Source organism: uncultured Sphingomonas sp. (assembly GCF_964244235.1).
In the GTDB taxonomy this organism is placed as follows: Bacteria; Pseudomonadota; Alphaproteobacteria; order Sphingomonadales; family Sphingomonadaceae; genus Sphingomonas.
In genome coordinates this window covers 15,412-35,539 of sequence record NZ_CAXTII010000014.1, presented here as the reverse complement: position 1 = coordinate 35,539, position 20,128 = coordinate 15,412, and the positions used below count along the sequence as shown (strand labels likewise).

Genomic DNA, 20,128 nt, shown 5'->3' with positions numbered 1-20,128 from the left:
AATGGAACAAAGGATACCGCGTCCGCCAAATCAACCCGTTCGCCGCGCGGGGGCGAGACGGAACCGCCAATGCGGCCCACGCGCGCTCGCCAGGACACCGCCGCGTGTCGTCTGGCGACCATCGCTTAGCATCGCCAGCACGGATTCGACGTCCGCCGACTCGGGCCATTCGGGCGCGTCGATCCCCGCCGCGATCCGCACCGCGGCGACGGCGCGCCGGACGAGACGGCGACGCCATTCGCGGGGCAGGTCGTCGATGGCAAGCGTCACCTCGGTATCGCCCTGCGTCGCCCGTTCCCGCCACAGCCAGTCGGTCATCGTCCGCACGTCGCTGTCCGCCTCGGCCAATGCGCTTGCGGTGTGAGCGAGGCGCAGCGGGTCGAGCCATTCGTTCTCCTCGAGCAACCGGCGATAGCGAGTCCGGTCGTGGCGCGGATCGGCGTTCGCGGGATCGTCGACGAAGCGCAACCCGGCGCGGCGAACGACGCCGCGCAGTTCAGCGCGCCGCCAGTCGAGGAGCGGTCGAATGACCGGCATGCCCTCGATTACCACGCGCGACCGGATGCCCGCCATCCCCGAAAGCCCCGCCCCGCGGCCAGCGCGCATCAACAGTGTCTCCGCCTGGTCGTCGACATGATGCGCGGTGACGATGGCGGCAGCACCGACCGACCGCGCGTGACCGGCCAGCAGCACGTAACGGGCCTGGCGCGCGCGCGCCTGCAGGCTGGCGCCCCCGATCGATCCGGCGGGCCGAAGCGTCGCATGCGAAAGGCCGTGATCGGCGCAGATTGCCGCCACCATCGCCGCCTCCACCGCGGCATCCGCACGGAGTCCGTGATCGACGGTCGCGACCATGACGCCGGCGCGCATACCCATGGCAAGGGCCAGCATCGCCATGCTGTCCGACCCGCCCGACACCGCCAGCAGGACGGGGCCTTCGCCGCACAACCGCGTCAGATCGGCGGCGAAACGGCCGATTTCGGGCGCGTCCGGCGCTATTGGCACTTGGCGGCGGCGCGTCCCTTTGCGACATCCGCCTTCATGCCGGCCGATATCTTGCCGCCATAGACATCGGTCAGCTCGGAATAGACCTTGCACGCATCGGCCGGCTTATCGAGCTTCGTCAACGACTGGCCCAGATAGAGCAGGCTTTCCGGTGCCCGCTCGCCATCGGGCATCTTCTTGTAATTGTCGTAGAACGCCATCGACGCGAGGCTCGGCTTGCCCTCGTCGAGATAGGACCGGCCGAGCAGGTTCTGTGCATAGCTTGCGCGGCGGCTCCTGGGATAATCCGCCACGACCTTTTTCAGCTGGGTCTCGGCTTCCGGATACAGCTTCGCCTGCCAAAGCCGATAACCGTAGAGATAGGCGTCCTCGGTCGCATCGCCGGTCGCCGGCTTCTCCACCGCGGCGACCGCATCGGCATGCTCGGGATCGCGCGTGGCCTTGGCCGGTCCGCTGTCCCTGGCCGCGCCCGACCTGGTCGAGCCACCGGTATTGCCGCCGCCGCGCGTCGCTTTGGCAGGCGGCATGCGCGTCGGCAGCGCGTCGTCGCCGCCACCCGCCGTCGCCGCCGGCGCGCCCGTCGGTGCCCCGGTCGCCAGCGTCGCGAACCGTGCATCGGTCGTTCGCTTGTACGCATCGAACTGCTCCTGCATCAGGCGCAGTTTATACTGGTTCTGTTCGGCCTGGCCGGTGACGGTGGCCATCTGCTGTTCAAGCGAACCGACGCGCGCGGTCAGATCGGCCACCGGGCTCGACGCCGGCGTGCCGATCGACGGATCGCCGGTTGCGGACGGCGGGGCGATGTCCGGCTGCACGGTCTGGTTCGCACCGCCGGGAAACACCTTGCGCTGGACCGCGTGCATCTCGCTTTCGAGTTTGCCGACGCGCCCGTCCAGGCTGGCCTGCGCGGTCGCCGCCCCCGGCAGCAGCGTCGCCGAAGCGGCAAGGACCGCCAATGAATATCTACGCATAGGTCACACCCCCCGGTTTGGTCCCGATATCGCAACGCAGCGTCCCATATCGTCGAAGCGCCGCCGTGTCGTCGGTCATTGTCCGCGTTCCTCACGGCGCCGATATATTTCCCGTCGCGGCGGGCGGGTGCGCGGCGGAGTCGATGTTGGCCCGCTGCGTCTCGGTCAGCGGTGCCTTGTGCGACTTGCCCGCCTTGCCGTCGCGGTGCGTCTCACCCGAACGGTGCACCGACGACTGCGGCGTGGAGGACGCGTCCGGTGCCGGCGTCGTCGCCCCGCCGGCAAGACGCGCGGCGATCGCGGTACCGCCGACCTTCACGTCCTTGATCGCGCGCTCTCCCCTGCCAAGCGAGGGAACGGGCTTGCCGTCGAGCGTGACGGCCAGCTTGTCCGGGCGGCCGACATTGATCATCGGATCCTTCGCCGCCGCCGGCACCTTGAAGGCCTCCCCCGGCTTCATCGTGCCGAGGTACAGCGTCTTGTTGTCGGCATCGTAGACACGCATCCAGACATCGTCGCTGGCGGTCAGCACGACCTGGCCGCCGGTAGGTGCCGCCGGAACGGGCCTGGCGGCGGGCGCGGTCGGCGCGGCGGCGGGCGCGGACGCGACGCCATCGTCGCCACCGCCGCGAAAGATACTCGTACCGTACCAAAGACTGCCGAGGATCAGGATCGCCAGCGCCAGGCCCAGCCCGACGATCGCGATGCCGCGCGAGGGGACGCGCGCAGGATCGGGGGCTTCATAGGGAACATATTCGGGCACGCGGGGGCCGGCGCGATCGACCTCGACACGGACCGCCTGCGCGACCGCCACTTCGTCGGCCCCGACCGCTCGGGCATAGCCCTTGGCGAAACCCACAGCATAGGTCGGCGACGGCAGCGCGCTATAATCGCCTTGCTCGACGGCGACCAGGTGACGCAGCGGGATCCGCGTCTGCGCGGCGACATCCGCCAGCGACAAGCCCTTCCCCTCGCGCGCGCGGCGCAGCGAGGCGCCGACCGTCGCAAGCGGCTGTGCCGTTTCGGGCTGGCGAACTTCGCCGTCGTCCATTCGCGTCTCCGGTAGCGGCGCGTCCCGGCGGCACCGCACAGCTTGTCTTTCAGAGCGCCCCTGGCGTGTCAACGCGCCGCGGACCGCCCGTCGCCCAATCAGGCCAGTTCGACTCCGTTCGCGATCGCCCAAGCCGTCAGCGCGCCGCGCATGTCGCGCGGGGGATCGGCCAGCAGCGCCTTCAGATGGATCGACAAGGTGCCGCGATCGAGCGACCGGACCATCGCCTTCACCGGACCGATCGCCGCGGGCGTGATCGACAGTCGTTCGATACCCAAACCGATCAGCGCCATCGCCTCCAGCGGACGCCCGCCCATCTCGCCGCAGACCGCCAGATCGACGCCAGCATCGCGGCACGGCCCGACGACGCGCGCGAGGAATCGAAGGATGGTCGGCGACAGCCAGTCGTATCGATCCGCAAGCTTGGGATTGGCGCGGTCCGCGGCGAACAGGAACTGCGTCAGGTCGTTCGTCCCGACCGACAGGAACTGCAGCCTGGGAAGCAGGATGTCGAGTTGCTCCGCAAGCCCCGGCACTTCGAGCATCGCGCCGTAGCGGATCGCGGCCGGCGGTCGCTTGCCGCGCTTCGTCATCCATTCCCGCTGCGCCTCGAACAGCGCCTTTGCGGTGTCGAATTCCCATGGTTCGCTGACCATCGGGAACATCACGTTCAACGTCCGCCCCGCCGCCGCCTCGAGCAATGCGCGCGCCTGCGCTTTCATCAGCCCGCCGCGTTCCAGCGCGAGCCGAAGCGCGCGCCAGCCCATCGCCGGGTTCTCCTCGTCGGCGTCGCCCTCCTTCAGATAGGGCAGCGCCTTGTCGCCGCCGATATCGACGGTGCGGAATACCACGGGACGGTCCCCCGCCGCGTCCAGCACTTCCTTGTAAAGCCGCTGCTGGCGTTCGCGCTGGGGCAGGGTGGCGGACACCAGGAACTGGAATTCGGTGCGGAACAGCCCGATCCCGTCAGCACCCATGATGTCCAGCGCCGCGACATCGTCGCGCAGCCCCGCGTTGATCATCAAGGTCAGGCGATGCCCGTCCTTCGTCACCGGCGGCACGTCGCGAAGCGCCGCATAGGCCGCGCGCCGTTTCTGCCGGACCGCGAGACGCCCCTCGAACGACTCCTCCATCGCCGTGGAAGGGCGGACGAACACCGTACCCTCGGTCACGTCGAGCATCAGCAGGTCGCCCTCCGCGATCTCCCGGCGGATATCGCGCACCCGGCCGAGCACCGGCACGCCCATGGCGCGCGCGACGATGGTGACGTGCGCGGTCAGCGACCCCTCCTCCAGAATCACGCCCTTCAACCGGCGCTTGTCATATTCCAGCAGCTCGGCGGGACCCAGGTTGCGCGCGATCAGGATCGTGTCCTGGCGCAGCCCCAATTGAGCGGCGGTGCCCATCTGGCCCGACACGATCCGAAGCAGCCGGTTGGACAGATCCTCCAGATCGTGCATCCGGTCGGCGAGCAGGGGATCGTCGATCTGGCGCATCCGTTGCCGGGTGCGCTGCTGCACGCGCTCGATCGCGGCCTCCGCGGTCAGCCCGCTGTCGATCGCCTCATTGATCCGCCGCGTCCAGCCTTCATCATAGGCGAACATCTTGTAGGTCGCTATGACCTCGTCATGCTCGCCCGCCACGCCGAATTCGGCCTCGCGCGTGATCCGGTCGATCTGTTCGCGCATCTTGTCGAACGCGGCGTAGACGCGGCGGCGCTCGGCATCGGTGTCCTCGGCCACCGTATGTTCGATCGTGATCCGCGGCTGATGGAACACCGCGAAGCCGGCTCCCATGCCGTCGACGAGCTTCTGGCCCGACAGCCGCGCGGACGCGGTCGACTGCACCCGGTTATTGCCGGTACCGGCAACGTCGATCAGCCCGGCATTGGCGATCAGTTCGGACAACACCATCGCGACGGTCTGAAGCGCCTCGATCTCGACATCGGCATATTTGCGCGTCTCGAAATGCTGGACCGCCAGCACGCCGACCGAACGTTCGCGGCGGATGATCGGGACGCCGGCAAAGCTGTGATAGCGGTCCTCGCCGGTCTCGGGCTTGTAGGCGAAATCCGGGTGGCTCGCCGCCTCGTCGAGGTTCAGCACCTCGACCTCCGCCGCGATCATGCCGACCAGCCCTTCGCCGAGCGCCAGCTTGGTGACATGCACCGCCGCCTGGTCGAGCCCGCGCGTCGCATAGAGTTCGAGCACGCCCTCGCGCAGCAGATAGATCGAACAGACCTCGCTGTTCATAGCCTCCGCGACGATGCCGACCACGGCGTTCAGCTTCGCCTGCGGTGCGGTGCGCCCCGCCATCACGTCGTGAAGGCGGGTCAGGATCTCGCGAGCGGAGGCGGCGGCGGATACTGGCATGGTTAGCGGCTAACAGATCGACGGCTTGGGTGCCACGCAACAAAGCTATCACGGCCTGCCCGCGACCGGGACGGCCTACACATCGAACAGACCGTCCTGCGACCCCGGCGGCGGGTTCAGTCCCAGATGCCTCCACCCGCCGGCATTCAGGCAGCGTCCCCGCGCGGTGCGGGCGACGAGGCCGAGCTGGATGAGATAGGGCTCGATCACTTCCTCCACCGTATCGCGCGGTTCGCTCAGGCCCGCCGCGAGCGTTTCCACCCCGACCGGGCCGCCGCGATAGATGTCGGCGATCATCGTCAGATACCGCCGGTCCATCGCGTCGAGCCCCAGTCCGTCGACCTCCAGCCGGTTGAGCGCCGAATCCGCTGCCTTCGCATCGACCAGATCGTGCCCCGCGGCATGCGCGAAATCGCGCACCCGGCGCAGCAGCCGCCCGGCGATCCGCGGCGTGCCTCGCGCCCGCCGCGCGACCTCGCTTGCGCCGTCCGCCGAGATCGCCAGCCCGAGCAGCCCGGCGGCGCGGGTGACGACGCGGGTCAGTTCCTCGACGGTGTAGAATTGCAGCCTGACCGGGATGCCGAACCGGTCCCGGAGCGGCGTCGTCAGCAACCCTTGCCGCGTCGTCGCACCGACCAGCGTGAAGCGCGGCAGGTCGATCCGCACCGATCGTGCCGACGGCCCTTCGCCGATCATCAGGTCGAGCGCGCGGTCCTCCATCGCGGGATACAGCACTTCCTCGACCGCCGGCTGGAGCCGGTGGATCTCGTCGATGAACAGCACGTCGCCATCCTCGAGATTGGTGAGCAGCGCCGCGAGATCGCCCGACTTCGCGATGACCGGGCCCGAGGTGGCACGGAACCCCACCCCCATCTCGCGCGCCACGATCTGCGCGAGCGTCGTCTTGCCCAGCCCCGGCGGCCCGAAGAACAACACATGGTCCAGCGCCTCGCCACGCGCCCTTGCCGCCTGGATGAACACCCGCAGGTTCTCCCGCGCCGCGCGCTGCCCGATGAAATCGTCGAGCGATTTCGGGCGCAGCGCGGCGTCGATATCCTCGGATTGGCGCGCGGCGGTGAGGAGGCGGTCGTCGGTCATTGGTTCGCAGGCGATGATTGTGCGTGGTACAGAATGCGTACGATCACGATCAGTTCGTTCTCCACGCGGTACAGGATACGGTGTCTGCGGTAGACATACACGAGCGCGCCTGCGCCGATATCGTGCCGCACGGTGCCGGCAAATGGATGCGCGCGAAGAAGGTCGAACGCTTTGCCGAAACCCCGGAAATAGACATCGGCGACATCGGACCCGAATTCGCGGACGCTGTAGCGGCGGATCGCGGTCAAGTCGGCGCGAGCGGTCGCGCCGATCCTAAGCCGCAACATCCCGGGCAGGAATGTCGGCGATGATTTGTTCGAGGATATCCTCGGGCTCGGCGTCGACGATGCCCGACGCAACGCCTTCCTGCCACAAAGCACGAAGCCGGGGGAGATCTGCCTCATACGCGTCCTGATCCCGCCGGATGAGATCGCGCAGGAAATCGGCGGAGTCGGCATAACCCTCATCCGAAACACGCGCATCGACGTAGCGCTGTAGATCGACCGGCAGGGACAGGTTGAGCTGCGACATGTTCCCGATATAGGCCCCCCTCGCGGGTGCGTCCAGCGACCTCCGGCTCACTTCGCCGCCTTCCTGAGCGCCAGCCGCACCAGCGCGTCGAGCCCGACGCCGGCGCCGAGTTCCTCCTCAGCCGACGCCACCGCGGCGCTCGCCTCCGCAGGGCGGAAGCCCAGATTGAGCAGCGCGGACACCGCGTCCGCGCCCGCGCCGACCGGCGCGATCGATGCGCCGCCGCCGACCGGCAGCGCGATCCCGCCGATCTTGTCCTTCAGTTCGCGCACGATGCGTTCGGCGAGTTTCGGCCCGACGCCGTTCGCCCGCGCGACCATCGCCTTGTCCTGTGCCGCCACCGCACGCGACAGGTCGGCGGGATCGAACGCGGAGAGGATCGCCAGCGCCACGCGCGCGCCCACCCCCTGCACCCCCGTCAGCAGCCGGAACCAGTCGCGCTCGCCTGCATGGGAGAAGCCGACGAGGCGGATCGAATCCTGGGACACCAGCAGCTCGGTATGCAGCATCGCCGCCTCGCCGATCGCGCCGAGCGCGGACAAGGTTCGTGCCGACGCGCCGACCAGATAGCCGACGCCGCCGACATCGATCACCGCATGGTCGATCCCGGTCGCGGCGAGCCGGCCCTTCAAATGCGCGATCATGCCGCGACAAACCCGCGGAAGTGGACGAACCACACGCCAAGCCCGCGTCGGAATCGCGCCCCGCACGAAACCGCACGATCCATCGAGCGAGGGGCAGGATCGGGACGACGAGACATGCGTGGGACATAAACAGAACGCGCGGCGGTAGGAAAGCCCTATCCCGGAACCCGCCGCGCGCTCGCCAGATGATGCGCATGGCAGATCGCGACCGCCAGCGCATCCGCCGCATCCGGCCCGTCGATCTTCACGCCGGGCAACAGCCGCGCGACCATGGCATGGACCTGCGCCTTCTCCGCATTGCCGACGCCGACCACCGCCTTCTTGACCAGCCGCGCGGCATATTCGCCCGGCTCGATCCCCGCGCGCGCGACGCCGAGCAGGATGACGCCCCGCGCCTGCCCCAGCTTCAACGTCGATTGCGGGTTGGCATTAACGAAAACCTCCTCGACCGCGGCGGCGGAAGGGGCATGATCGGCGAGGATCGCCGCGAGCATGGTATCGAGATGCGCCAGCCGGCGCGGGAGCGGCGCGGCGCTGTCGGTCTTCATCCGGCCGTTGGCGACGTGGCTCAGCCGGTTGCCGTCCGCGCGCACGACCCCCCAGCCGCTGGTGCCGAGGCCGGGATCGAGGCCGAGGATGATCACGATGTGAGCCCCTCCCCTTCAGGGGAGGGGTTGGGGTGGGGGACTCGCTGCCAGCGATCGGGACGGCTTTGTAACGCGGTTTGGAGCGTCGCGAATACGCCTTCCAGGTTTTCACGGACTTCGAGATTGGAAAACCTGATCGTCGCAAATCCTTTTGTCGCGAGCCGGGCATCGCGCCGCTTGTCGGAGACCGGATCGTGCGTGTCGCCATCGATCTCGACGACGAGCCCTTTCGAGGGACAGAAGAAGTCGCAGATGTATGGGAAGATCACATGCTGACGGCGAAATTTGTGCCCGGCCTGCGAATTGGAAATGCACCGCCAAATACGGATTTCCCATTCCGTGGGATTGCGCCGCAGTTCGCGAGCGCAGGCAAGGAGTTCAGCTTCCGTAACCATCCGTCCCCCACCCCAACCCCTCCCCTGAAGGGGAGGGGCTTCAATAACTACCCCAACCGCTCCATCACCGCGTCCGACACCTCGTAATTCCCCCACACCGTCTGCACGTCGTCATCGTCGTCGAGCACGTCGATCAGCTTGAACAATGTCGCCGCGTCGCCCTCGTCCACCTCTACCATCGTCTGCGGGCGCCAGGCGAGCTTCGCACCCTCCGCTTCGCCCAGGATCGGCTCCAGCGCCTTCGACACTTCGTGCAGGTCGCCGACCGCGGTCCAGATCTCGTGGCCGTCTTCGCTGGATGCAACATCCTCGGCCCCCGCCTCCAGCGCCGCTTCGAAGACCTTCTCCGCATCGCCCACCTTGGCCGGGTAGGAGATGAGCCCCATCCGGTCGAACGCGTGGCTGACGGACCCCGGCGCGCCGAGGTTGCCGCCGTTCTTGCCGATCGCGGTTCGGACGTTGGTGACGGTACGATTGCGGTTGTCGGTCAGCGTCTCGACGATCAGCGACACGCCGCCCGGGCCGAACGCCTCGTAGCGGATCTCCTCGTAATTCTCCGCGTCGCCCTTCACCGCCTTGTCGATCGATCGCTGGATATTGTCCTTGGGCATCGACTGCGCCTTGGCGGCGTTGATCGCCGCGCGCAGCCGCGGGTTCATGTCGGGATCGGGCAGACCCATTTTTGCCGCCACGGTGATTTCACGGCTGAGCTTGGAGAACATGCCCGAACGCTTCTTGTCCTGCGCGCCCTTGCGGTGCATGATGTTCTTGAACTTGGAATGGCCAGCCACGCGTAACCCCACGAGATGTTGTCGGCAGGAGCCCTAAACCCTGGGATGGCGCGGCTCAACCCGTGGGCAGCGCTGCGCACAGCCGGTCGATCTTCCCCTCCAGCGCCGACAGCCGGTCCGGCACGATATGATCGAGCTCTTCGTGCACGCGCAGGACGTCCAGTTCGGCACGCAGATTGGTCTCGTAATCCAGGCTCGCGGCAAGGCGGTCCTTCGCGGATTGGCGGTTCTGGCTCATCATGATGACGGGAGCCTGGATCGCGGCGACGGTGGAGAGAATCAGATTGAGAAAGATGTAGGGAAAGGGATCGAACGCCCCGCCGAAATGCGTGAGGATATCCGAATTCAGCAGCATCCACCCGAGCAGGACGAAGCTGGAAAGCGATGATGAAGCCCCACGACCCACCGATCGCGGCGACCCGGTCGGACAATCGTTCGCCGAAGGTCGATCGTTCGTCGGCGACGTCGGCCGCGTCGCGACTGACGATGGTGCCCGCCTCGATTCCCGCCAGACGCGGCGCTCCTCGGCACCCAGTTCGCCGGGCTGCTTGCCGAGCAACCGGTGCGCCAGATCGTTCAGCATTGCCGCCGGGTTCTTGGCCGCCGGATCCTTGGTCGTCGCCGAAGCCGCCTTCGTCATGCCGAAATCGTTCATGGTCCGCCCGGCGCTTTCCAGCCGGGCCCGTCCCGGCGTCCAGAGGCAGAAGCGAACCGCTGCTCGATCTGGACCCCGGGACGAGCCCGGGTACTTGTTCAGATCATCCCCAACGCGGCCAGATACGTCTCCAGGATCGCCTCTTCCTCCTGATATTCTTCCTTCTTCTTCTTGCGGATCGACAGGATCTTGCGGATCGCCTTGGGATCGTAGCCGCGGCCCTTGGCCTCCGCCATCACGTCCTTGATGTCGTCCGCGATGCCCTTCTTCTCCTCCTCCAGCCGTTCCGCGCGCTCGATCAGAAGGCGCAGTTCGTCCGCGGCGACCGTGCCGCCGCCCATGCCGTGTTGCCGTTCTTCCGCCATCATATGTCCCCGTTCGCCGACGCGTTTCGCTGCGCCCCAAATATCCGTTTTCCCGCTGGGCAGGTGGCGCGTGTAGGCGGTTAACCCGGACGGCTCAACCGGCGTTCTTCGCCACGCTCGTTGCCATTCGTGCAAGCTGTTCCGGGGTGGCGTCGGACCGGTGCGCCGCCTTCCACTGCGCATAGGGCATGCCGTAGACCGCCTCGCGCGCGGCATCCTTGTCGATGGCACCCGCCTCCGCCACCCAGTCCGACAGACAGTTGCGGCAGAAGCCCGCAAGCCCCATCAGGTCGATATTCTCCGCGTCGCTCCGGTGGCGCAGGTGCAGCACCAGCCGGCGGAAGGCCGCCGCCGCGGTCGCATCGTCGATCTGTTCCAATGTCATCGTCACGCATCCTCGGTTGATCGCGCCGCGATAGAGGCTAGAGGCGACGATGGACAAGCCGAAGGACGTTACGCCGATGAAGGCCATCAGCCCCCGTTCGCGGCAGGTCCGGATCCTGGCCACGCTCGGTCCGGCCAGCGACACGCCCGAAATGATCGCGACGTTGTTCCGGGCGGGTGCCGACGCGTTCCGGGTGAACATGAGCCACGGCGACCAGCGGTCGAAGATCGCGGTCATCCAGGCGATCCGGTCGCTGGAGAAGAAGTTCGGGCGGCCCTCGACGGTCCTCGCGGACCTTCAGGGGCCCAAGCTTCGCGTCGGCACGTTCCTCGGCGGCCGCGTCGATCTGGTGTCCGGCAGCATCTTCGTGCTCGATCGCGATCCGACCCCCGGCGACGCGACACGCGTGGAATTGCCGCACCGGGAGATCTTCGCCGCGATCGAACCCGGCGCGCGGCTGCTGCTCGATGACGGCAAGCTGGTGCTGCGCGTGACGTATCACGACGCGACCCGGATCGTTACGACGGTCGAAGTCGGCGGCCCGCTGTCGAACAACAAGGGGCTGAACGTCCCCGACGTGGTCGTGCCCGTACCGGCACTGACCGAAAAGGACCGGAGTGACCTGGCGTTCGCGGTCGACCAGGGCGTCGACTGGATCGCGCTCAGCTTCGTGCAGCGGCCCGAGGACCTGTGGGAAGCTCGCAAGCTGATCGGCGGCAAGGCGGCCTTGCTCGCGAAGATCGAGAAGCCGGCCGCGATCGAGCGGCTGGAGGAAATCGTCGAGGCCTGCGACGGCGTCATGGTCGCGCGCGGCGATCTGGGCGTCGAGATGCCGCCCCAGGCGGTGCCGCCCTTGCAGAAACGGATCGTCGAGGTGTCGCGGCGGATGGGTCGGCCGGTGGTGGTAGCGACCCAGATGCTCGAATCGATGATCAAATCGCCCTCGCCGACCCGCGCCGAAGTGTCCGACGTTGCGACCGCGATCTATGACGGGGCGGACGTCATCATGCTGTCGGCGGAGAGCGCGGCGGGCGACTGGCCGGTCGAGGCGGTGGCGATGATGAATGCGATCGGGAAAGAGGTCGAGGCAGATCCCGGCTATGCGCAGCGGATCGGCTTCACGATCACGCGGCCCGATGCGACGACCGCGGACGCGCTGTCCGAAGCGGCGAAGTCGATCGCGGCGACGGTCGGCGCAGCGGCGATCATCTGCTTCACGACATCGGGATCGACCGCCCGCCGCGTCGCACGCGATCGGCCGCCGGTGCCGATCCTGGTGCTGACGCCGCGGATGGAAACCGCACGGCGGCTCGGGCTGCTATGGGGCGCGCACAATGTTCACACGCGCGACGTCGAATCGTTCGAGGCAATGGTCGCCAAGGCCAAGCGGATCGCGCTTCGCCAGGGGCTGGTGAAGGCGGGCGACCGGGTGATCGTGATGGCGGGCGTCCCGTTCCGGACGCCTGGGTCAACCAACGTGCTGCACGTCGTGCAGATCGTGGGGGATGAACTGAAGGGGCGGGATTGAGCGATCCGAAGCGATGCTCGTCAGACCGGGAGCCCCAATTGCCGCAACTGACCGCGCAGCGTCGGTTCGCCGACGAAATGCAGCGCGGTCATCCCGACGTCCCGCGCACCGATCACGTTCACCGTGCTGTCGTCGATGAACACTGCGTCCTCCGCCACGATCCCGAACCGGTCGAGCGCCAGCCGGTAGATCGCGGCATCCGGCTTCACCAGTTTCTCGTCCCCCGAGACGACGATATCGCGGAACCGGTCGAACAAGGCATGTCGTGCGCGGAACGGCCGAAAGAATTCGCCCGAGAAATTGGTGATCGCGAACAAGGGCACGCCGGCCGCATCGAGTTCCTCGACCAGTGCGACCATTCCGGGAATTTCGCCGCGGATCGATTCGGCGAAGCGCGGCCCCCAGGCGGCGATCAGCGCGGCATGTTCGGGATAGCGTGCGGTCAATTCCGCGGATGTCTCCGCGAACGGCCGTCCCTCGTCATGCTGGAAATGCCAGGCGCGCGTGACGACATCGCGCAGGAACGCATCGAGCGCCTCACCCGGCGGGATGAGACGCTCGTACAGGAACCGCGGATCCCAGTCGAACAGCACGTTGCCGATGTCGAATACGACATTCCTGGGCGCGTTCATCAGTGAATTCGCCTGGTCGGACACGGAAGTGAATTCCGTGTCGTCGGCTGACGCTATCGCGCCGCTGGCCTCAGCCTTGCCGCGCCTTGAACCGCCGGTTCGTCTTGTTGATGACATAGGTCCGGCCGCGGCGGCGGATCACGCGATTATCGCGGTGCCGGTCCTTCAGCGACTTCAGGGAATTGCGGATCTTCATGGTCGATCGCTTCTGCTGGTTTGACGGTGTTCGGGAAAGAGCGGTCGCCTAAGGGGCCCCCGCCGCGAAGTCAAGCAACGGACCCCGCCGAAGGACCCCGCTTGCGCGACGCGCGTTGGCGGTGGATGACAGGGTTCGCCGAGCCGGCAACCGGATCGTCAGGGGTGTGCGTGATGAAACTTCGTCTGCTTGGATCGATGATGGTGGCGGGCACCGCGCTCGCGGGTTGCGCGACGACGCCGCACCAGCCGCCGACCGAGGTCGTGCGCTATCATCTCGACCAGCCGATCGAGCACGGCACCGTTGCGGTCATACCCGGCACCCCGGATCGCCAGGCTGGGCTGGAATTCCGCCCCTATGCGGATGCGGTCCAGCGCCAGCTGGCGGCGGCGGGGTTCACGATCGCCGCGCCCGGTACGACGCCGACCTATGAGGTGACCGTCGGCTTCAGCAGCACCGACGGCTTCGGTCCGCCGCGCCGCGCGCCGTTCAGCATCGGGCTTGGCATCGGCGGCGGCAGCTTCGGGCGCGGCGGTGGCGTCGGTGGCGAGGGCGGGGTCGGCTTCCCCGTCGGCGGCAGCGGCCCGCGCCGCGTCCTGCTGACGCAGCTGGACGTCACGATAAAGCGCCGTGCGGACCAGAGCGCGGTGTGGGAAGGCCATGCCCACGGCGCAGCGGATATGAGCACCATGGCTGCGACCACGTCGGCGATGGCGGACAAACTGGCCGGTGCGATGTTCGCCGGGTTCCCGGGACAGTCGGGGCGCACTATCGAGGTCAAATGAGCATCTGTATCAACGCCGCGTTCGACAGCGGCAATATCCGTCTCGTGAAGGTGGACGGCGACATCATCGATCTGGAGATCTTCGCCGACCGCCAGTCCGACTTCTATCAATGGTTCTATTTCCGCGTTGCAGGTGCCGGCGGACGCACGATCACCTGCCGCATCCTGAACGCGGGCGAATCCGCCTATCCCTTCGGCTGGCCTGGCTACAAGACACGTGCCAGCGACGACCGGATCGACTGGCGCATGATCGACACGCGCTACGACGATGGCGTGCTGTCGTTCGATTGCGCGGTCGAGGGTGACCTGATCTGGTTTGCCTATTTCGAACCGTACAGCACCGAACGTCACGCCGACCTGATCGCACGCATCGCCGCACGGCCGGGCGTCACGCACCGCGAACTGGGCCAAAGCCTCGACGGGCGGTCGATCGACTATGTGACGATCGGTGCCGGCAAGAAGCAGGTGTGGCTCTATGCCCGCCAGCACCCCGGCGAATCGATGGCGGAATGGTGGATGGAGGGCGCGCTCGACTGGCTGACCAGTCCCGCGGCCGTGCCGCTGCTGGCGCACGCGACCGTCCATATCGTCCCTAACATGAACCCCGACGGCACGGCGCGGGGGCATCTGCGCACCAACGCCGCGGGGGTGAACCTCAACCGCGAATGGCATTCGCCGAGCGCCGAACGAAGCCCCGAGATATTATGCGTCCGCGCCCGCATGGACGAGACCGGCGTCGATGTCGCGATGGATATTCACGGCGACGAGGCGATCCCGGCGAACTTCATCGCGGGGTATGAGGGCATTCCGTCCTGGACGGACGCGCATGGTGAGAAGCTGTACGCCTATAGGCGCGCGCTTGCCGACCACAGCGCCGATTTCCAGATCGAGAAGGGCTATCCGAAATCGCCGCCCGGCAAGGCGAACCTGTCGATGTCGACCAACCAGCTGGCGGAACGCTTCGGCTCGGTCAGCATGACGCTGGAGATGCCGTTCAAGGATCATGATCCCAACCCCGATCCGGTGCATGGCTGGTCGGGCGAACGGTCGAAACGCCTCGCGGTTGCGATGCTGGAGACGCTTGCGGGGATGATCGACACGCTGTGATCGAATTGCGCGAAGACGATCCGGGGGCGCCCCATGTCGCGGCGCTGATCGCGTTCCACGTCGCCGCCGCTCATGCGGATACACCGGTCGAGAACAGTCACGCGCTCGGTTCCGGTGGACTGTGCTTGCCCACCATCACCTTCTGGACCGCGTGGCGCGGCGGTACGCTTGCGGGGATGGGTGCGCTGAAGGATCTGGTCGACCGGCACGGCGAAGTGAAGTCGATGCGTACGGTACCGGCACACCTCCGCCAAGGCGTCGGTCATGCGATCTTGGCTCGTCTGGTGGAAACGGCGCGCGCCCGTGGTTACCGGCGGGTCAGCCTGGAAAACGGGCACCGCGGCCTCCTTCGCCGCCGCGAATGCGCTGTACGAACGCTTCGGCTTCGTGGACGGGCCGGTCTTCGGTGGCTATCCGCCCAGCCCGCACAACCGCTTCATGACGTTATCACTGTAGGAACCCGTCGATGCCAACCCTCGTCCTGCTCCGCCACGGCCAGTCGGTCTGGAACCTGGAAAACCGCTTCACCGGCTGGTGGGATGTCGATGTGACCGGGCGGGGCGTGGCCGAGGCCAAGGCGGCGGGGGAGCTGATGGCGGCGAAGGGCCTGGATTTCGACCTGACCTTCACCAGCCTCCAGACGCGCGCGATCAAGACGCTCGACCTCGCGCTGGAGGCGATGGGGCGGCTCTGGCTGCCGGTGGAGAAGGACTGGCGGCTGAACGAGCGGCATTATGGCGGGCTGACCGGCCTCGACAAGGCCGAGACCGCGGCGAAGCACGGCGATGCGCAGGTCCATGTCTGGCGCCGCAGCTTCGACATCCCGCCCCCGCCGCTGGAAGCGGACAGTGCCTACGACCTGTCGAAGGACCGCCGCTATGCCGGCATCGCGATCCCGTCGACCGAAAGCCTGAAGGACACCATTGCGCGCGTGCTACCCTATTGGGACGCGACGATCGCGCCTGCGCTGAAGGACGGCCAACGCGTCCTGATCTCCGCCCACGGCAATTCGCTGCGCGCGCTGGTCAAGCATTTGTCGGGGATCGCCGACGATGAAATCACGAGCCTGGAGATCCCGACCGGGCAGCCGATCGTGTACGAACTGGCGGACGATCTGACGGCGATCGACCGCTATTATTTGAAGGACCGGTGAAGGCTTGTCAGGCCGCCGCCTTCGCGGCACCTTCCGTACTATGATGATTCGCCACGCGGTCCTGATGACCATCGTCCTCGCGCAGACGACATCGGCGACCGAACCAGGAAAAAGAGCCATGAGCCAGCATGTCGCGACGGGCACATTCGACGTCAGCCTGACGCCGGTCGGCACACCCGATGCGGCGGTTGGCAGCATGATGATCGCCAAGACCTTTCACGGCGATCTTGAGGGAACCAGCGCGGGCCAGATGCTGGCGATCCGCACCCCACGTCCGGTTCGGCGGGCTACGTCGCGATGGAGCGGGTGACGGGTACGGTCGCAGGCCATCGCGGCAGCTTCGCGCTCCAGCATAGTGGCACGATGAATCGCGGCGCGTCTTCGCTGAGCGTCGGCGTCGTGCCGGACTCTGGCACCGACGGCCTGTTGGGGATCGGTGGAACGATGGAGATCGAGGTTTCGCCAGGCAAGCACGCCTATCGGTTTAGTTACGTGTTGCCGACGGAGCGGTAAGTTTCTTCTCCCCTCCCGCAAGCGGGAGGGAGCGACTATAACCCCTCCCACCCGACCCACTGCGCATGCGACAGCCGCCGCGCCAGCGTCCAGGTCTGCACGCGCAGGTCGGGAACCGCGACGATTTCCCAGAACGCGCCGCGCGTCATCGGGCCGAGCGCGTAGAGCCAGTCGTTCGCGCAGCCGTCGCGGCCGATCGTTCGCGCCTGCGGATCGACGTCGATGCCCAGTCGCGCGGCGTCGGGCCGGATCGCGCCCGTCTCCACCAGGCGCGCCACCAGCGGGTCGGTGGTGCGCGACAGGTCGCCCTGCGGCCCGGTGCAATTGACGATGCGGGCGACTCGCATCGTCTCCGGCGTGGCGCACCCGCGCGGTCGCCACGTCACCGCGACCGCGCCGTCGATCGGATCGGCGGCGATCGTCTTGCCCGCAATCAGCGTCAATCGACCGTCGGCGCGCAAGCCCTCGATGCGGTCCGCGACCGCGGGGGCGAGGCGGTGGCGATGGATATCCCACCATGGGCGCAGATGGCGGAGGAAGCGCGCGCGCTGCGCCCCGTCAGCAGCGCGCCACATCGCCTGGTTGAACGGGCGAAGCTCGTCCACCGCCGCGCGCCAGCCGATCGCCGCCCCGCGCGCGCGAACGTCGCGCAGCAGCGCCGACGCGGTCGTGCCCGGGCGGTCGCGGCGTGGATCGGGGTTGGGTGCCGGCGCATGGCGATGCGGCAGCAGCCCGCGCCGCGACAGGGCGACGATCCGGCCGCCGAATCCGCGCGCGTCCAGCATCAGCACGACATCGACCATCGTCAACCCGGTACCCAGCACCAGTACGGTGTCGTCATCCTGCAGCCCTTCGGCGACATCCGCCGCCCAGGGATCGGGCTTGTACCGACCGCGCGGCAACCGGTCGGGATCGAAGCCCGGCGGGGTGTGCGGCGGCAGGTTGCCGATCGCGAGCACCGCGGCGTCGGCATCGATCGTACGGCCGTCCGCCAGCGTCAGGCGCCCGCCCGTGCCATTGCGCCGAAGATCGACGACATCGCCGCGGACCAGTTGCAACCGGTCGCCGGCCCGCGCGCGCGCCTCCGCCAGCAGACCCGCGAGATACGCGCGGTAGGTCAGCCGCGGCACGAACGTCGCGTCCGGATCGGCGATCCCGCGCGCGGTCAGCCAGCGGCAGAAATGATCGGCATCGTCGGGAAACGCGCTCATCCCGGCGGCACGGACGTTCAGCAGATGGTCGGGATGCGCCGCGCCGTACGCGAGCCCCTCGCCCGCCACGTCGCTGCGTTCGATCAACGTCGCGCGCGGGCCATCGTGACGGAGCAGGTTGATCGCGTGCAGCGTCCCTGAAAAGCCCGCACCGACGATGGCGACGTGATCGATCATGGGTGATGGATAACCGCGTGACGGGGTGGCGGATAGTCCGCGGCCATTGCCTCGTCCCGGCGGCAAGGCTAACCGCCGTTCATGACGCAGCCTCCCAGCAACCACCCCGTTGTCGGCATCATCATGGGGTCCACATCCGATTGGGAGACGATGCGCCACGCCGCGCATGTCCTCGACGTGCTGGGTGTCGTGCATGAGACGAAGGTCGTGTCCGCGCATCGTACGCCCAAACGATTGTACGACTATGCGGGGACCGCCGCGGACCGGGGTCTGAAGGTCGTCATCGCCGGCGCGGGCGGTGCGGCACATCTGCCGGGCATGGTCGCCGCGCTGACGCATCTGCCGGTGCTCGGCGTGCCGGTCGAGTCAAAGGCGTTGAAGGGCATGGATAGCCTGTTGTCGATCGTCCAGATGCCGGGCGGCGTCCCCGTGGGGACGCTGGCGATCGGCAAGGCCGGATCGATTAATGCCGGGCTGCTGGCAGCGGCGATCCTGGCGACCGCGGACGATGCGCTGACGGAGCGGCTGAAGACCTGGCGCGCGAGCCAGACCGGCGGCGTCGCGACCGATCCGCGCTGAGATGATCGAGCCCCCGCGCATCCGCCCCGGCGGTACGATCGGCATATTGGGCGGGGGGCAGCTCGGACGGATGCTCGCGGTCGCCGCCGCGCAGCTTGGCTATCGCACCCACGTCCTCGCCCCCGACCGCGAGAGCGTGGCGGCGCAGACCGCGACCAGCCTGACGCGGGCGGATTATCACAACCGGATCGTCCTGGCCGACTTTGCCGCCGCTTGCGATGTCGTGACCTATGAGTTCGAGAATGTCGCGGTCGGCCCGGTCGAATGGCTGGCGGAGCGCGTGCCCGTCCATCCGCACCCCCGTGCGCTCCGCGTCGCGCAGGAACGGATCGCGGAAAAGCGCTTCGTCGAGGGATTGGGCGGACGTCCTGCGTTATGGGCCGCGGTGGATAGCCGCGCGGACCTCGACGCCGCGCTCCAGGTCACCGGTTTCCCTGCGATCCTGAAGACCACGCGCTTCGGCTATGACGGCAAGGGGCAGGCGCGGATCGACGATGGCCCAAGCGCCGACGCGGCCTGGGCGGCGATCGGGCAAGGCGCGGTGCTGGAGGCGTTCGTGCCGTTCGTGCATGAGTTCTCCGTACTGATCGCGCGCGACGCGGGCGGGCGGGTGGCGCGCTACGACCCGCCGCTCAACGTCCACCGCGACGCGATCCTTCGCACGTCGCGGGTGCCCGCCCCCGAGATCGCCGAACAGACCGCGCCCGCGACCGCGCTCACGGAGGCGATCGCGGAGGCGCTCGGCTATGTCGGCGTGCTGACGGTGGAGTTCTTCGCGACGCCGGATGGCCCGGTGTTCAACGAAATGGCACCGCGGGTGCATAATTCGGGACACTGGACGATCGAGGGCGCGGACTGTTCGCAGTTCGAAAACCATATCCGCGCGATCTGCGGCCTGCCGCTCGGATCGACCGCGCTGACCGGGCGCGAGGCCCGGATGGAAAACCTCATCGGCGATGTCGCGGTCGATCCGCTGCTGGCGGAAACCGCGGCGCATCTTCACCTCTACGGCAAGGGCGAGGCCAGACCGGGGCGCAAGATGGGGCATGTGACGCGGGTAACGCGGTAGCCTTCACGCAATCCGGAAATGAAAGAGCCCGAAATGAAAAGAGGTTGCCGGGCGCATCCCTGCGACCCGACAACCTCCTGACATGGTCAGCGGCCGGAGAGCTCCAGCCCGGGAGACCATGCTCCGCTTATCCTATGGACCCTCGATCGTTGACTGGGAGAGGATCCTCCCCGACCGGGCCCGGCGGATCAGCGGCGCGCCTCCCGAACGAACCGAACCGAACTCACTGCTGAACCATGAGACATCGGATCACCTCCTTTCGCTTGTTG

Annotated in this window: 23 protein-coding genes and 2 pseudogenes; 8 read left to right on the top strand and 17 right to left on the bottom strand. The window is 67.6% G+C overall.

Translation table 11 applies throughout. The features are described 5' to 3' along the window. Nucleotides 1–30 precede the first annotated feature (30 nt). From tilS to ACFE7D_RS04420, 14 genes and pseudogenes are all read right to left on the bottom strand, one after another. Complete coding sequence (gene tilS, locus ACFE7D_RS04485; protein ID WP_375394229.1) at nt 31–1,005, bottom strand: tRNA lysidine(34) synthetase TilS; 975 nt, start codon at nt 1,003–1,005, stop codon at nt 31–33. Continuing rightward, nucleotides 996–1,976: a tol-pal system YbgF family protein gene (locus ACFE7D_RS04480; protein ID WP_375394228.1), complete on the bottom strand. Its 981-nt coding sequence runs from the start codon at nt 1,974–1,976 to the stop codon at nt 996–998. The genes tilS and ACFE7D_RS04480 overlap by 10 nt, the downstream gene beginning before the upstream one ends. Nucleotides 1,977–2,067: 91 nt before the next feature. After that, nucleotides 2,068–3,027: a helix-turn-helix domain-containing protein gene (locus ACFE7D_RS04475; RefSeq protein WP_375394227.1), complete on the bottom strand. Its 960-nt coding sequence runs from the start codon at nt 3,025–3,027 to the stop codon at nt 2,068–2,070. 98 nt (nt 3,028–3,125) lie between these two features. Further along, nucleotides 3,126–5,399: a phosphoenolpyruvate--protein phosphotransferase gene (ptsP, locus tag ACFE7D_RS04470; RefSeq protein WP_375394226.1), complete on the bottom strand. Its 2,274-nt coding sequence runs from the start codon at nt 5,397–5,399 to the stop codon at nt 3,126–3,128. A gap of 75 nt (nt 5,400–5,474) precedes the next feature. Continuing rightward, nucleotides 5,475–6,497, bottom strand: coding sequence for a Holliday junction branch migration DNA helicase RuvB (gene ruvB / locus ACFE7D_RS04465; protein ID WP_375394225.1), 1,023 nt, complete (start codon nt 6,495–6,497; stop codon nt 5,475–5,477). Further along, entirely contained in the window at nt 6,494–6,784 is a 291-nt protein-coding gene (locus tag ACFE7D_RS04460) for a type II toxin-antitoxin system RelE/ParE family toxin (protein ID WP_375394224.1), read from the bottom strand. Before ACFE7D_RS04460 ends, ruvB begins: the two co-directional genes overlap by 4 nt. Further along, nucleotides 6,771–7,028 carry a type II toxin-antitoxin system ParD family antitoxin gene (locus tag ACFE7D_RS04455; protein ID WP_375394223.1) on the bottom strand — a complete coding sequence of 86 codons (258 nt, stop codon included), beginning with the start codon at nt 7,026–7,028 and terminating at the stop codon, nt 6,771–6,773. Before ACFE7D_RS04455 ends, ACFE7D_RS04460 begins: the two co-directional genes overlap by 14 nt. Nucleotides 7,029–7,075: 47 nt before the next feature. Continuing rightward, complete coding sequence (ruvA, locus tag ACFE7D_RS04450) at nt 7,076–7,672, bottom strand: Holliday junction branch migration protein RuvA (RefSeq protein ID WP_375394222.1); 597 nt, start codon at nt 7,670–7,672, stop codon at nt 7,076–7,078. 155 nt (nt 7,673–7,827) lie between these two features. Further along, entirely contained in the window at nt 7,828–8,316 is a 489-nt protein-coding gene (gene ruvC, locus ACFE7D_RS04445; protein ID WP_375394221.1) for a crossover junction endodeoxyribonuclease RuvC, read from the bottom strand. Further along, on the bottom strand, nt 8,313–8,714 hold the full coding sequence (locus tag ACFE7D_RS04440; RefSeq protein ID WP_375394220.1) for an endonuclease domain-containing protein: 402 nt from the start codon (nt 8,712–8,714) through the stop codon (nt 8,313–8,315). The genes ruvC and ACFE7D_RS04440 overlap by 4 nt, the downstream gene beginning before the upstream one ends. Nucleotides 8,715–8,761: 47 nt before the next feature. Beyond that, complete coding sequence (locus tag ACFE7D_RS04435) at nt 8,762–9,505, bottom strand: YebC/PmpR family DNA-binding transcriptional regulator (protein WP_375394219.1); 744 nt, start codon at nt 9,503–9,505, stop codon at nt 8,762–8,764. Between the two features lie 55 nt (nt 9,506–9,560). Beyond that, nucleotides 9,561–10,088, bottom strand: a pseudogene (locus ACFE7D_RS04430) (DUF1003 domain-containing protein). Between the two features lie 170 nt (nt 10,089–10,258). Next, nucleotides 10,259–10,501: a DUF2312 domain-containing protein gene (locus ACFE7D_RS04425; protein ID WP_217430748.1), complete on the bottom strand. Its 243-nt coding sequence runs from the start codon at nt 10,499–10,501 to the stop codon at nt 10,259–10,261. 118 nt (nt 10,502–10,619) lie between these two features. After that, nucleotides 10,620–10,910 carry a DUF1244 domain-containing protein gene (locus ACFE7D_RS04420; protein ID WP_375394218.1) on the bottom strand — a complete coding sequence of 97 codons (291 nt, stop codon included), beginning with the start codon at nt 10,908–10,910 and terminating at the stop codon, nt 10,620–10,622. 49 nt (nt 10,911–10,959) lie between these two features. Between ACFE7D_RS04420 and pyk the strand changes: the two genes are divergently transcribed. Next, nucleotides 10,960–12,438, top strand: coding sequence for a pyruvate kinase (gene pyk, locus ACFE7D_RS04415; RefSeq protein ID WP_375394217.1), 1,479 nt, complete (start codon nt 10,960–10,962; stop codon nt 12,436–12,438). 20 nt (nt 12,439–12,458) lie between these two features. On the opposite strand, the gene ACFE7D_RS04410 is transcribed toward pyk, so the two are convergent. Together ACFE7D_RS04410 and ykgO are read right to left on the bottom strand one after the other, a co-directional pair. Continuing rightward, the gene (locus tag ACFE7D_RS04410; protein ID WP_375394216.1) at nt 12,459–13,070 is read right to left on the bottom strand and encodes an HAD family hydrolase; all 612 of its coding nucleotides are present in this window, start codon (nt 13,068–13,070) and stop codon (nt 12,459–12,461) included. Nucleotides 13,071–13,140: 70 nt separating this feature from the next. Then, on the bottom strand, nt 13,141–13,266 hold the full coding sequence (gene ykgO, locus ACFE7D_RS04405; protein WP_003046794.1) for a type B 50S ribosomal protein L36: 126 nt from the start codon (nt 13,264–13,266) through the stop codon (nt 13,141–13,143). Nucleotides 13,267–13,439: 173 nt separating this feature from the next. Between ykgO and ACFE7D_RS04400 the strand changes: the two genes are divergently transcribed. From ACFE7D_RS04400 to ACFE7D_RS04380, 5 genes and pseudogenes are all read left to right on the top strand, one after another. Then, entirely contained in the window at nt 13,440–14,051 is a 612-nt protein-coding gene (locus ACFE7D_RS04400; RefSeq protein WP_375394215.1) for a DUF4136 domain-containing protein, read from the top strand. Continuing rightward, on the top strand, nt 14,048–15,157 hold the full coding sequence (locus ACFE7D_RS04395) for a M14-type cytosolic carboxypeptidase (RefSeq protein WP_375394214.1): 1,110 nt from the start codon (nt 14,048–14,050) through the stop codon (nt 15,155–15,157). Before ACFE7D_RS04400 ends, ACFE7D_RS04395 begins: the two co-directional genes overlap by 4 nt. A gap of 176 nt (nt 15,158–15,333) precedes the next feature. Then, complete coding sequence (locus tag ACFE7D_RS04390; protein ID WP_375394237.1) at nt 15,334–15,708, top strand: GNAT family N-acetyltransferase; 375 nt, start codon at nt 15,334–15,336, stop codon at nt 15,706–15,708. Further along, nucleotides 15,624–16,310, top strand: coding sequence for a 2,3-diphosphoglycerate-dependent phosphoglycerate mutase (gene gpmA / locus ACFE7D_RS04385; RefSeq protein ID WP_375394213.1), 687 nt, complete (start codon nt 15,624–15,626; stop codon nt 16,308–16,310). Before ACFE7D_RS04390 ends, gpmA begins: the two co-directional genes overlap by 85 nt. Nucleotides 16,311–16,350: 40 nt before the next feature. Further along, nucleotides 16,351–16,823 (top strand): annotated as a pseudogene (locus ACFE7D_RS04380) (DUF3224 domain-containing protein). A gap of 35 nt (nt 16,824–16,858) precedes the next feature. Here the strand turns inward: ACFE7D_RS04380 and ACFE7D_RS04375 are convergent. Then, nucleotides 16,859–18,211 carry an FAD/NAD(P)-binding protein gene (locus ACFE7D_RS04375; protein WP_375394212.1) on the bottom strand — a complete coding sequence of 451 codons (1,353 nt, stop codon included), beginning with the start codon at nt 18,209–18,211 and terminating at the stop codon, nt 16,859–16,861. An 81-nt stretch (nt 18,212–18,292) separates the two neighbouring features. On the opposite strand from ACFE7D_RS04375, the gene purE reads away from it, so the two are divergent. After that, nucleotides 18,293–18,790 (top strand): 5-(carboxyamino)imidazole ribonucleotide mutase, encoded by a 498-nt coding sequence (gene purE / locus ACFE7D_RS04370; protein WP_375394211.1) that lies wholly within the window; start codon nt 18,293–18,295, stop codon nt 18,788–18,790. A gap of 1 nt (nt 18,791) precedes the next feature. Further along, nucleotides 18,792–19,859 (top strand): 5-(carboxyamino)imidazole ribonucleotide synthase, encoded by a 1,068-nt coding sequence (locus ACFE7D_RS04365; protein ID WP_375394210.1) that lies wholly within the window; start codon nt 18,792–18,794, stop codon nt 19,857–19,859. The last annotated feature ends 269 nt before the right edge of the window (nt 19,860–20,128 follow it).